The sequence below is a fragment of the Streptomyces sp. IBSBF 2435 genome (genome assembly GCF_036815005.1).
Classification (GTDB): Bacteria; Actinomycetota; Actinomycetes; order Streptomycetales; family Streptomycetaceae; genus Actinacidiphila.
The window spans coordinates 4233-17238 of the sequence record NZ_JAJSYW010000017.1 but is presented as its reverse complement, the minus strand read 5'-3'; the positions used below and the strand labels follow the sequence as shown (position 1 = coordinate 17238).

General features: G+C 74.7%; 7 protein-coding genes. 5 read left to right on the top strand and 2 right to left on the bottom strand.

Annotated elements, in window-relative coordinates; translation table 11 throughout:
* Positions 1-44: 44 nt before the first annotated feature.
* From V7E46_RS05500 to V7E46_RS05485, 4 genes are all read left to right on the top strand, one after another.
* Entirely contained in the window at positions 45-1397 is a 1353-nt protein-coding gene (locus tag V7E46_RS05500; RefSeq protein ID WP_333767347.1) for a condensation domain-containing protein, read from the top strand.
* Between the two features lie 103 nt (positions 1398-1500).
* Positions 1501-1941 (top strand): PPOX class F420-dependent oxidoreductase, encoded by a 441-nt coding sequence (locus tag V7E46_RS05495; protein WP_333767346.1) that lies wholly within the window; start codon positions 1501-1503, stop codon positions 1939-1941.
* A 120-nt stretch (positions 1942-2061) separates the two neighbouring features.
* Complete coding sequence (locus V7E46_RS05490) at positions 2062-5451, top strand: ABC transporter permease (RefSeq protein WP_333767345.1); 3390 nt, start codon at positions 2062-2064, stop codon at positions 5449-5451.
* 268 nt (positions 5452-5719) lie between these two features.
* Positions 5720-8560, top strand: coding sequence for a hypothetical protein (locus V7E46_RS05485; protein ID WP_333767344.1), 2841 nt, complete (start codon positions 5720-5722; stop codon positions 8558-8560).
* Between the two features lie 14 nt (positions 8561-8574).
* Here V7E46_RS05485 and V7E46_RS05480 read toward each other — a convergent pair whose 3' ends face one another.
* Positions 8575-9579, bottom strand: coding sequence for an ABC transporter ATP-binding protein (locus tag V7E46_RS05480; RefSeq protein WP_443053997.1), 1005 nt, complete (start codon positions 9577-9579; stop codon positions 8575-8577).
* Between the two features lie 127 nt (positions 9580-9706).
* On the bottom strand, positions 9707-10630 hold the full coding sequence (locus V7E46_RS05475; protein WP_333767343.1) for a hypothetical protein: 924 nt from the start codon (positions 10628-10630) through the stop codon (positions 9707-9709).
* 145 nt (positions 10631-10775) lie between these two features.
* On the opposite strand from V7E46_RS05475, the gene glgX reads away from it, so the two are divergent.
* Positions 10776-12944 carry a glycogen debranching protein GlgX gene (glgX, locus tag V7E46_RS05470; protein WP_333767342.1) on the top strand — a complete coding sequence of 723 codons (2169 nt, stop codon included), beginning with the start codon at positions 10776-10778 and terminating at the stop codon, positions 12942-12944.
* Positions 12945-13006: the final 62 nt, after the last annotated feature.

The window sequence follows — 13006 nt, the reverse complement described above, 5'->3', positions numbered from 1 at the left end:
GCCCCGCGGCGACAACCGGCGACGAGCGGCAACGAGGGGGCGCAGTGCGGGGCAGGCCGGCGGAGACCCTGGGGCTGACCGGCGCCCAGCGCGGCATCTGGGCGGACATGGCGGCAGAACCCGGCAGCCCGTCGTTCAACTCCGCGGAGTACCTGGAGCTGTTCGGCGACCTGGACGTCCCCGCGTTCTCGCTGGCCCTGCGCCAGGTGGCCGAGGAGGCGGAGGCGCTCAGGGCCGGGTTCGCGGAAACGCCGGACGGGCCGCGCCAGGTCGTCAGGGCGCAGGCGGGCGCGCCGCTGCGGACGGCGGACCTCCGCTCCCACGCCGATCCGCGGCGCGAGGCCCTGGACCGGATGCGGGACGACCTCGGACGGAAGGTCGACATCGCCGCCGGCCCGCTGGCCGGCCACCTGCTCCTGCGGCTGGGGGACCGGCACCACATCTGGTACCAGCGCGTGCACACGCTCCTCGTGGACGCCTTCAGCCTCGCCCTGCTGACCCGCAGGACCGCCGCCCTCTACACGGCGCTGACCACCGCGGGCGCCGGCCGCGGCCCCGCCTTCCCGCCGCTGGCGGAACTGGTCGCGGACGAGGCGGCCTACCGCCGCTCCGACCGCTTCCGCGCGGACCGGGCCTTCTGGACCGGGCAGCTGGCCGCGCAGCCCCGCCCTGTCCTGCTGTCCGCCGCGCCGCCGGCCCCGGCGTCGGAGACCTTCCTGCGCTCGTCCGCGGTGCTGCCGCCCGGCCTGTTCCGCCGGATCACCCGGGCGGAGCTGGACCTGGGGACGAGCTGGCCGGTCCTCGTCACCGCCTGCGCCGCCGCCTACCTCGGCGCGGTCCGCGAGGCCGAGGAGGTCGTCCTCGGCCTCTTCTCCTCGGGCCGCTCCGGGATCGGCGCGGCCGGCGTCCCCGGCATGATCTCCAACATCCTTCCGCTGCGTCTGGACGTCCGCCCTTCCGGGACCGTCGGGAACTACGCCGAGCAGGTGGGCGACGCCATGAGCCGGGTGCTGCGGCACCAGCGCTTCCGCCAGGAGGACATGCGCCGGCACCTGCGTGCGACCGGGAGGCCCGGCCCTCTGTACGGGCCGCTGGTCAACCTCATGCCGTTCGCCCGGGAGTTCGACTTCGCCGGGGTGCGCGGTTTCGCCAGGAACCTCAGCACCGGCCCGATCGACGACCTGTCCCTGGCGGTCTACGAGGCCCGGGGAGCGTCGGGGGAAGCGGGGGAGTCCGGGGAGGCGACCCTCGTCGTCGACATCGACGCGAACCCCGCGGTGTACGCGCGGGACGAGATCGACGGCCACCGGGACCGCCTCACCGCCTTCCTCGACGCGTTCGTGAGCGCCGGGCCGTCGGCGGGCCTGGGCGACGTGCTGGGAGCGGTGCCGCCGTGACCGACGCACCGGTCCGATCCGGCACCGGTCCGGCGCGCCATGCCGGTCCGACGCGGCACGCCGATCCACGGCAGGCGCCCGGAAAGCCCCTAATCTGGCGGTCATGGAACAGATGACCGCCACCCAGTGGCGTACTTTCGCGTCGACCGGCACCCGCACCGGCAAGCTCGCCGTCCAGCGCAAGGACGGCCGTCCGCATGTGACGCCCGTCTGGTTCCTGGTGGACGACAGCGACCCGGACGACGTGCACGTGGTCCTCAACACCGGCGCGACCTCGGTCAAGGGCCGGGCGCTGAGCCGCGACCCGCATTTCGCGCTGTGCGTGGACGACCAGGAGCCCCCGTACTCCTTCGTGCTGCTGGAGTGCACGGCCGAGCTGATCGAGGACCTGGCGGAACTGCGGACCTGGGCGACCCGGATCGGCGCGCGCTACATGGGTGAGGACCGGGCGGCGGAGTTCGGCGAGCGCAACGCGGTGGAGGGGGAGTTGCTGGTGCGCGGCCGGATCGACAAGGTCACCGCGTACGCCGAACTCACCGGCTGAGCGCGGCGCGGCTGCCGGCCGGTCCTGGCCGTGCCGGCGCCGGCTGCGACCGGTGCGTGACCGGGTTTCTTGCGCCGCCCGCTCCACCCCTGGTAGGACTGTGACGCGCCGTGCCGTCACATGTTCGATATCGCGGGGGTTCATGTGGTCGCCACGGCTTTTCGGTCTTCGGCGCGGCGTCGGCCGGGGGTTCCGCACCGGCCCCGGCGGCGCCTTCCCGCCGTCGCCAGACGCTCGACCCAGCACGGCCTGGTCCTGGCCGCCGTCGCGGCGACCGTACTGCTGTGCGCGACGGCGCTGTCCGCCCTGGCCGCGCTGGCGGGCGGTTCGGTCCAGTCCGAGACCGTACGGCGGCTGGCGGCCGACCTCGACACGCAGGTGTCGGTCAACGCCTCCTACCGGGCCGGGGGAATGGCGGCGGCCGATCAGGGCGTCCGGGCCGCCGGCGCCGAGGTCTTCGCCGGGGTGCCGCAGCGCACCTACGTGGGACTGCTGGGCACCTCGCCGGTCTCGGTGACGAGCATCGACGGAGCCGCGGGCGCGCCGCGCGGTCCCGGCGGCAGCGGGCTGCACCCGGTCGCCGTGCAGGACGCGGGCGGATTCGGGCAGTTGGTCGCCGGACACTGGCCCGACCGTACGGCGGACGCCCCTGCCGGTGCCTTCACCTCCCTGCCCGCTGTCCGCGTCGCCACCGGTTCCACCGCCCCGGTGGATGCCGCGGTACCGCAGCAACTGGCCCAGCGCCTCGGGCTCGCGCCCGGGTCCCGCCTCCAGGTGCAGGACGCCTTCAGCCGCGGCATGACCGTCCGGATCACCGGCGTCTTCCGCGCGGCCGGCGCCGTCGGCTTCTGGTCCGCCATGGCCGGGGACCTGACCGACGGTGAGACCGCCAGCCAGGAACTGCTGGTGGTCTCACCCGCGGCCCTGAACGGAAGCGCTGTCCTCAACGGCCAGCTGACGGCCCGCTGGAGCGTGCTGCCCGACTTCGACCGGCTCGACGCGGGGAGCCTGCCGGGCCTGCGCGACCGGGTCCGCAACTTCACCGGCAGCCGGACCGCCGTGTCGGTCTTCCGCGGGCGGCAGCCGTCGCTGGACGACCTGGCCGCGACCTCAGGACTCCCGGGCGCGATCGACGCCCTGGCGGTGCCGACCGTGGCGGCCCGGTCCGCGCTGTACCTGCCGAGCGTGATGCTGGCCGCCCTCGCCCTCGCCGCCCTGGTACTGGCCGCCCGTCAGATGACCGAGCGGCGGCGCGGTGACTTCGCCCTGCAGCAGGCCAGGGGCTCCGGCACCCCGCGGCTGCTGCGCGGCGCGACGGTCGAATGGGCACTCACCGGCGTGCCCGCCGCCCTCGCCGCACCGTACGTGGCCCGGCTGCTGCATCCCGGCGGCCCCGGCCGTGACGCCTGGGCGGCGGTGGGCCTGACCCTGCTGGTGCACGCCGGGGCGGTGCTGCTGCCCGTGCTGCCGACGCCGCGGGTACAGGCGGTCCGGGGCGCGCGGGCCGCCGCCGCGCAGCGGCTCGGCGCCGATCTGGCGCTGCTGGCCGTCGCGGTGCTGGGGTATCTGGAGCTGCGGCGGCACCACTCGCTGATCGCCGGCCGGCTCGCGGGCGGCGGGCTCGGCGGCGCGGTGTCCGTGGACCCGGTGCTGGTCTTCGTCCCGGCCCTGGCGAGCGGGGCCGCCGCGCTCCTGCTGCTGCGGCTGCTGCCGCTGACCTCCCGGCTGCTGGACGCGGTCGGCCGCCGCAGCAGAGGCCTGGTCGTCGCGCTGGCCGGGTGGCAGCTGAGCCGGCGTGCCGCGCGCAACGCCGGCCCGGTGGTGCTGATGTGCCTGGCCGTGTCCGTGAGCGCCTTCGCCACCACCGCGCTGGCCTGCCTCGGCGGCCTCGCCTCCGTGCAGGCCGCCTTCACGGTCGGCGCGGACGTCAGGATCGACCCGGGCAAGCAGGACAGCTACCCCACGGCGGTGCTGATCGCCGCCTATCGCGCGCTGCCCGCGGTGACGGCCGTGGCGCCGGTGACCGGGACGACGGCGAACCTGCCCGGCGGGGCCACCGAGAACCTGGTCGGCACCATCGCCGGTCCCGCCCCCCGCACACCCGCGCCGGCTCCCTTCGGGATCACCTTCCCCGGACGTCCGACCGCGCTGCTGCTGGACGAGAGGCTGCGCAGCGACGGCAGCACCGCGGCACCGCGGCTGCAACTGACCGTGCAGGACGCCGCCGGCCTGGACAGCACCGTGACCGCCGTCCTGCCCGCCGCAGACGGAGCCAGGCACACGGTCGTGGTCCCCCTGGACGTCGCGCTGAGCGGCGGCCACCCGCGCGCGTACCCGCTGACGGTGACCGCCCTCAACGTCGTGCCGCAGCCGAACGTGCGTCCCGCCCTTCTGGACCTGGACCTGATCCGGGTCGGCTCACGCGGCACCGCGGACAGCTGGGCCGCCGGCCTGCCCGGCGGGCAGGTGTGGGCCGACCGCACCGACCACGCCGCGGACGCCACCGCGCAGGCCTGCAAGGGCGACACCTCCAGCGGATACAACTACGGTCTCGGCGTCCCGGGCGTGTGCGCGGTTCGCCCCGGCGGCCCCGATGTGCTGAGGGCCACCATCAGCACCGGCCTGCGGGACCCCCAGCCGGTCGACGGCGACCCCGCCGACACCGAGGCCGCCGAAACCCAGCCCGGCGGCCAGGTGCGGTTCGCGGCGAGCCCGGTCGGCGGGCCGGCCCCGCTCCCGGTGCGCGCCGACGCCCAGGTGCTGCGCGACGCCCACCTCGCCGTGGGCAGCACCACCACCTTGGACCTCGGCCCCGGCGACCCGGTGCCCGCCAGGATCGTCGGCCTGGTCGACTCGCTGCGCGGACTGGGGCACGGGCAGGGGCACTTGATCGCCGACCAGCGCCAGCTCGCCAGCGCGGTGACCCTTGCCGGCGCCCTCCAGCAGGATCCCGACTTCTGGTGGATCAGCAGCGCCGACAGCGCGCGCACCGCTGCCGCCGCCCGGGCGCAGCCCGCGCTCGGCCGGGTGACCAGCACGGCGGGCACCGCCGAGGCACTTCAGTCCGACCCGTTCCGCAGCGGGCTGCGCCGGGTGCTGGAACTGGTCCGGTATCTGGCCCCCTGCTTCGCGGTCATCGCCTTCACCGTCCACGCGGTGATCTCCACCCGGCAGCGCCGCAAGGAATTCGCCCTGCTGCGGGCGATCGGCGTCCGCTCCCGGCGACTGTCCGCGCTGCTGGGCGCGGAGCAACTGAGCCTGGCCCTGTTCGCGGTGGTCCCGGGAGCGCTGATGGGCATGGCCCTGGCGTCGGCGGTGCTGCCACTGGTCACCGTGGACGACAGCGGGAAGGCCCCGTATCCGCCGCTGCCCGTGGTCGTGCCGTGGGGCACCGTGGCGGTGACCGCGGTGGCGACCGCGCTCGCCATCAGCGCGGTCGTGCTGGCGCTGGCCCGGCTGCTGGCCCGGGTGGACCTCGTACGCGTCCTGCGAGCGGGGGAAGACCGTTGAGGCGCACACCCGGACGCGACCGGGCACCCGGACAGGACCGGGCACCCGGACAGGACCGGGCACCCGGACAGGACCGCGCGCCCGGACGTGACCGCGCTCTCGGACAGGACCGGCAGCCGGACACGACCGCCCACCCGGAGACGGCCGGGCACCCGGAGACGGCCGGGCACCCGGACACGGCCGGGCACCCGGACACGGCCGGGCACCCGGACAGGACCGGGCACCCGGAGACGGCCGCGCATCCGCACACGACCGGAAGGGGCGGACGGTGACACGACCTTCCGGGACGGGCGCGGCGATGACGCTGCGTCTGATACGCAAAGAGGCCCGGGGCGATCTGCCGCTGCTCGTCTGCCTGGCGGCGCTGGCCCTGATACTGGCGGGACTGTGCGCCTGGGCCCCCGCGGTCGCGGGCCGCCAGGAGGACCGGGCGCTGCGGCAACGGGTCGCCGCCGCGCAGAGCCAGGTCCCCCTGGTCACCCTGAGTACCGTGCCCGAGGTCTTCGACACCGAATCGCCCAGCGTGGCCATGGCCACCCTGCTCAGCGACGGCCGCGGTCTCGACGACCGGCTCGGCGGCTCCGCGGCGCGGCACCTCACCTTCGCCGGCAGCGGCGGCTACGACTACAACAAGGCGTCACTGGCCTCGCCGCTCCCGCCGGGGCGCGGGATCACCAGCACCAAGCTGTCGCTCAGCCACCTGCCGAGCGCGCAGGCCCATCTGCGCTACGCCAGCGGCCACGCGCCGGCCGACCGTACGCCGCCGGGCACGGCGCCGCAGATCGGGCTGTCGCAGACCACCGCGCAGGCGCTGGGAGTGCGGGACGGCAGCCGGCTCACCCTCGAATTCGACCCGGTGCCCGGCATGCAGCAGGCGCCTCCCCGGGCGGTGCTCGTGGTGAGCGGGGTGTTCAGCGAGGTGACCGGGACCGACGACTTCTGGAGCGGCCAGCCGACGCTGGCCCAGCCGTCGCGCTATCCGGAGCAGCGATCCGCCGGCACCGTTCTCGCCGCACGCGGCCTGGTCGGCACCGACGCCGCCGACCTGCTGGCCCACGCCGGGGTGCCGGGTCCGCTGGTGACCTGGCAGCTGCGGGCCGACCTGCGCCAGGCGGCGCTGGACGAGGCCCGCGCGCTGACCGGGTCCCTGTCCCACTTCGGCGCGGACCTGAACGCGGACCTGTGCCAAGGAGCCGACGTCTATACCGGCGACGTCAGCTGCCGGGTCGGCAGCCAGGCCACCGGCCCCCTCGTGGTGACCGACTCGCTGACGCCGCTCCTCGACACCTTCACCGCGCAGGACCGGCAGGCCCGCGGGCTCGCGGCCTTCGCCGTCGACTCGCTGGCCGCCGTGGCGCTGGCCACCACCGCGGTCGCGGTGCGGCTGCTGCTGCGCCGCAGAAGGAGGCACCTGCGGCTGCAGCGCGCGCGGGGCGCGTCCACGGTGCGGCTGGTCCTGCTGCGCAGCGCCATGGCATGGCCGGTAGTGCTGGTCGCAGCCCAGCTGGGCTGGGCGGGCGGCCTGCACCTCGCTCCCACCGGGACCTCCGGGTCGCCGCAGCCGCTGGTCGCCGTCCTCGCCGCCGCGACGGTGGCGCTGACGGTGCCGCTGATGACCTGGCTCGCGGTCCGCGAGCCGGCCAGGCCAGGACGGCTCCGGCGCTCGCGCCGGACCCTCGTCGGCCGGCGGGTGGTCCTGGAGGCGACGGTGCTGCTGGCGGCGGTCGCGGGTGTGGCCGCGCTGCGCTCGCAGGGACCCGACTGGATACTGGGCACGGTGCCGGCCGTGGTGGCGCTGGCCGTCGTGCTGCTCGCGCTGCGGATCTACCCGCTGCTCCTGCGGCTCCTGCTGCGCCGGGCCCGTCGCGGCAGGGGGGCGGTGGGCTTCATCGGAGCGGCCCGGGCCGCGCACGACGCCCCGGCGACCGGACTGGCCCTGTTCGTCCTGGTCCTGACACTGGGCACGGCCGTCTTCGGCGGCCTCGTGCAGCGTACGATCGATGACGGCCTGGCCGCGGGCGCGGCCTGGAGCACCGGCGCCGACGCGGGCGCGACCACCGCCGAGACCACGACGCCGGCACCGGGCGCGCTGACCGGCACGACCGGGATCCGCACCGCCCTCCAGCAGCTGCACACGCTGGACCTGGTGGGACAGTCCGACGGCGCGGTGATCTCCCCGGTCGCGGTGATCACCGTGGACCCCCGGCAACTGGCCGCCATCGCCCCGGCGTCGCCGCTGGCCGGCGCACTGCTGTCCGCACTGGGCACCCCGCCGCCGGCACCGGCCGCCGCGGACGCCCCCCTCCCGTCCGTCATATCGCCCGGCCTGCGCGCCCGCGAGCACACCGGCGGCTTCACCTCCACCGTTCAGGACCGCGGCGGTCCCCTCGTGCACCTGACCCTCAAACCTGTCGGCACCCTCACCGCGGCGGAGCTGCGGGACCCGCTGCTCGGGCCGGTCACGGCGCGGATCCCCGCAGGGACGCCGATCCTGATCACCGCCGCCGCCGCAGAGCACCTGATGCCGCGGCAGTCCGCGGGAAGCACCGTCCTGCTGCTCCGGGGCGAAGGCCCCGCCACCAGCAGGGCCGCGGCGCTCCGGTCGGCGGCGGCCAGGGCGCTCGGGCCGCTGGCGCAGGTCCGGACCCGCTCCCAGACGCTGAGCGCCCTGCGCGAGGACGGCCTGACCCGGGGCATCGACACCGTCTACGCCGTCTGTTCGCTGCTGGCCGCCCTGTCGGGCCTGCTGGCCGTCGCCCTGGAACTCGTCCTCACCTCTCACGAACGCAGCCGTACGACCTCGTTCCTGCGCACGCTGGGACTGGGCGGCACAGAGGCCGGGGCGGTGCACTTCCTGCAACTGCTCCCGCTCGCCGGGGCCGCAGCGGTCGGCGGCACCCTGCTCGGCCTGCTCGAACCGCGGCTCATGGCCGGGACGCTGAATCTGCGCCAGTTCACCGGCGGCCCGGCCCAGCCGGCGCTGCGGACCGACTACGGCCTCACGCTCGCCCTCGTCATCGGCGTGGTCCTGCTGGTGCTCGCCGCCGCGGCAACGGAAACCGTCCTCGCCCGCAGGCGCCGCCTGGGAGCCGTCCTGCGCCTCGGGTGAAGGCGCCGGTACGGCTACGTGTCGTCGCTGTCCGCTGCGGCGCCCTCCGCGTCGGACTTCGCCTGCCGCGCGGCGGCGTCGGGCCATACGCCGATGTGGTCGGCCTCCAGGGCCAGCCGCACCCGCTTGCGCATGTGCAGCTGCGCGGTGAACTCGCCCGGCAGCTGAAGCCGCCCGTTGCGGTCCAGCACCGCGTACTCCTCGGCCGTGAGGGCCTCGACGCCGTCCTCGTCGGTGGCGACCCGGCGCAGCACCTCGGTCGAAGTGCGGCCGTTGCGGATCCGCACGGTGCGCTGGACCTGCTCGGAGACCAGCGCGTCGTGGGTGACCACGATCACGGTGACGCCCAGCTCCCCGTTGGCCTGGCGCAGCGCGGCGAAGATCTCGTCGCTGGTGGCGGTGTCGAGTTCGCCGGTGGGCTCGTCGGCGAACAGCACCTTGGGCTCGTTGGCGTTGGCCACGGCGATCGCGACCCGCTGCTGCTCGCCGCCGGAGAGCTGGTCGGGGTCGCGGTCCGCGCAGTGGCCGACGCCGAGCAGGTCGAGCAGTTCCCCGGCGCGGGCGCGGCGCCGGGAGCGCCTGATCCCGGTGTAGGTCATCGGCAGCATCACGTTCTCGGCCGCGGTGAGGTAGGGCAGCAGGTTGCGGGCGGTCTGCTGCCAGACGAAGCCCACGGTGGAGCGCCGGTAGTCCAGCCGGTCGCGGCGCTTCATCGCCAGCAGGTCGTGTCCCGCGACCTCGGCGGATCCCGCGGTGGGCACGTCCTGCCCGGAGAGTATGCCCAGCAGGGTGGATTTCCCGGAGCCCGAGGCGCCGATCACCGCGATCATCTCGCCCTGGGAGACGGCCAGGTCAAGCCCTTGCAGGGCCTGTACCTCGACGCCCCCGGTCTGGAAGATCCGCACCAGGTTCTCGCAGACGACCAGCCCCTCGTCGCGCTGCGGTACGCCGGCCGCGGCGGCCCGCCGGCGCAGCTCGTCCAGGTCCGGTGCCCCGGCTGTCTGTCCGTGAACGGCCACGCGGTCCCCTGGCGGTGTGAAGGTCTGCGGATAACATCGTCGGACAGCCGCCAGGGTAATGCGAAAGCCGGCCCGAAGCGCGGGCGCCGGGGGACCCGTGCGGACAGTCCGCTCCGCGTCGGCGGTGTCACATCCTGCCGACGGCCAGCCACAGCTGCATGTCGGTCAGGAACAGCCGGCCAGGGCGCTGGGCCGAGGTGTCGGGGACGCTCGCGCGCACCACGGGGTGGTCGCCCTTGTCCACGGTCACCGCCGTGCCGGCGAACCTCGGTGCCTGGTCCTTGACGACCGTGCGGAGCGTGTCCGCCAGGCGGTCGGCGGTCGCCCGGTCCTTGACCGCCACGCACAGCACCTCGGTGTTCTTGCCCGCGTCGTCCGCCTGCTGGCCCAGGGCGGACAGCCGGACCGGCTTGGCGGCGGTCAGGGCGTTGAAGTCGGCGCGGTACACGTCGCCGAGGCAGTCCGCGACGACGCGGTAGTCCTGCTGGCCGGCCAGCGAGTCGTCGTGGCCGGGGTCGACCGCGGAGAACGGCGTGGACCCCGTGGCGTACCGGATCTCGCTCCTGGAGAACACGAACCTCGGCCCCGAATCGCCGTCCGCCGGCTTCCAGACCTGCTCGCCGTCCTGGTCGAGCGAGGTGTAGCCGTTCTTCTTCAGCGACGCGGTGATGGCCGCCGTGTCGAACGAACCGTCCCAGTGGCCCGAGACGTTGGAATCGACCGCGGTGTCGATCCGGGCCGCCGTCACGCTCGGCCCCCACGGCGCGGGCTCGTAGCCGCCCAGCAGCCCGCTGCCCGGCTGCCCGACGCTGCTGAAGCGCTTCGGGTCGGCCGCGCCCAGCTTCCGTACCCGGGCGCTGTCGAGGTACGTCACCGTCTTCGAGGCGTTGGCGTCGGCCCGCAGATGCCCCAGTGCCTTCAACGACGTCGACCCGCCGCCCCCGGAGCCCGACGAGCAGCCCGCGACGAGGAGCGCGGCGGCCGTGGCGGCGCCCATCGCGGTGACGCGGACAGGAACGGAGCCGCCAGGAGATGTACGTGCTATGCGCATGGCAGCGAAGTCTATGGCGCGCCCGCCGCCTGCCACGCGGATTCCGGAGCCGGGCGCAGCGCATGGCCGCCGGCGGGGCTAGCCGGCGGGGCACGGGGTAGACGGCGCTGGGGCCGCGGTGGGTGGCCGGTGAAGGGGGGCAGGAATGCAGAAGTGGACCGGTCGCGCGTATCCGCTGGGGGCGACGTATGACGGCTCGGGAACGAATTTCGCGCTGTTCTCGGAAGCAGCGGACAAGGTCGAGCTGTGCCTGATCGACCACGGCCGGCGCGAGCGGCGCGTGCAGCTGACGGAGGTCGACGGCTTCATCTGGCACGCCTACCTGCCCGGGGTCGGCCCCGGGCAGCGGTACGGCTACCGGGTGCACGGCCCCTACGAGCCGTGGCACGGGCACCGCTGCAACCCGGCCAAGCTGCTGCTCGACCCGTACGCGAAGGCCATCGACGGCCAGGCCGACGGCCACGAGTCGCTGTTCGGCTACCCCTTCGGCGACCCGGAGGGCCAGAACACCGCGGACAGCCTGCGCCACACGATGCTGTCCGTGGTGACCGACCCGGCCTTCGACTGGGGTGACGACCGGCCGCCGGGCCACTCCTACCACGAGTCGGTGATCTACGAGGCGCACGTCAAAGGCCTGACCCAGCTGCACCCGCTGTTGCCGCGGCACCTGCGCGGCAGCTACGCGGGCCTGGCACACCCGGCGGTGCTCGACCACCTGACCGGGCTCGGCGTGACCACGGTCGAGCTGATGCCGGTGCACCAGTTCGTCCAGGACGGCCACCTGCTGGACCGCGGGCTGCGCAACTACTGGGGCTACAACACCATCGGCTTCTTCGCCCCGCACAACGGCTACTCCTCGGCCGGCGGCCGGGGCGGGCAGGTCACCGAGTTCAAGTCGATGGTCAAGGCCCTGCACGCGGCCGGCGTCGAAGTGATCCTCGACGTGGTCTACAACCACACCGCGGAGGGCAACCACCTCGGTCCGACCCTGTCGATGCGCGGCATCGACAACGCCTCCTACTACCGGCTGGTGGACGACGACCCGGCGCACTACTTCGACACCACGGGCACCGGCAACTCGCTGCTGATGCGCAGCCCGCACGCGCTGCAGCTGATCATGGACAGCCTGCGCTACTGGGTCACCGAGATGCACGTGGACGGCTTCCGCTTCGACCTGGCGGCCACGCTGGCCCGGCAGTTCCACGAGGTGGACCGGCTGTCGGCGTTCTTCGACCTGGTCCAGCAGGACCCGGTGGTCAGCCGGGTCAAGCTGATCGCCGAGCCGTGGGACGTCGGCGAGGGCGGCTACCAGGTGGGCAACTTCCCGCCGCTGTGGAGCGAGTGGAACGGCCGCTACCGGGACACCGTGCGCGACTTCTGGCGCGGCGAGAATTCCACGCTGCCCGACCTGGCCTCCCGGCTGACCGGTTCCTCCGACCTCTACCAGGACGACAGCCGCCGGCCCCGGGCCGGCGTCAACTTCGTGACCTGCCACGACGGTTTCACCCTGCGCGACCTGGTGTCGTACAACGACAAGCACAACGAGGCCAACGGCGAGGACAACCGCGACGGGGAGAGCCACAACCGGTCCTGGAACTGCGGCGCCGAGGGCGAGACCGACGACCAGGACGTGCTGGACCTGCGGGCCCGCCAGCAGCGCAATCTGCTCACCACCCTGCTGATATCGCAGGGCGTCCCGATGATCAGCCACGGCGACGAATTCGGCCGTACGCAGCACGGCAACAACAACGCCTACTGCCAGGACAACGAACTGTCCTGGACCCACTGGGACTTCGACGCCGCGCAGAGCGAACTGCTGGACTTCACCAGGCGGCTGATCACCCTGCGGCGCGACCACCCGGTCTTCCGGCGCCGCCGCTTCCTGCGCGGCGACACCCCGGGACCCGGGCTCGGGGACGCGGTGTGGTTCACGCCGGGCGGCCGCACCATGGCGGAGGTCGACTGGCACCGCGACGACGCCCACGCGGTCGCCCTCTTCCTCAACGGCGAGGCCATCAGCGAACCCGACCCGCGCGGCGGCCGGATCGTGGACGACTCCTTCCTCGTCCTGCTCAACAGCCACCACGAGCCGGTCGAGTTCACCCTCCCCGACCGGGCCTTCGGGGAAGCGTGGCAGGTCGCCGTGGACACCGCCGCAGGTGCCGAGACCGCCGACGAGACCGAGGTCAAGGCGGGCGGCACCCTGGCCGTCGCGCCCCGCGCCACCCTGATCCTCATCAGCCCGCGCCGCCAGGCCCGCGGCCGGGTCCGCCGCGCCCTGGACGCGGCCCGCCGCCCGCGCACGCCCCGCTGACCACCCGCCCGGGGGGCGCCCCCCCCCCCCCCCCCCCCCCCGCGCCCGGCCCCCCCCCCCCC

Bases quoted from the DNA above. Each gene is read 5' to 3' on its own strand.
- V7E46_RS05475 (WP_333767343.1), bottom strand. From the start codon at position 10,630: ATGCGCATAGCACGTACATCTCCTGGCGGCTCCGTTCCTGTCCGCGTC.
- V7E46_RS05495 (WP_333767346.1), top strand. From the start codon at position 1,501: ATGGAACAGATGACCGCCACCCAGTGGCGTACTTTCGCGTCGACCGGC.
- glgX (WP_333767342.1), top strand. From the start codon at position 10,776: ATGCAGAAGTGGACCGGTCGCGCGTATCCGCTGGGGGCGACGTATGAC.
- V7E46_RS05490 (WP_333767345.1), top strand. From the start codon at position 2,062: ATGTTCGATATCGCGGGGGTTCATGTGGTCGCCACGGCTTTTCGGTCT.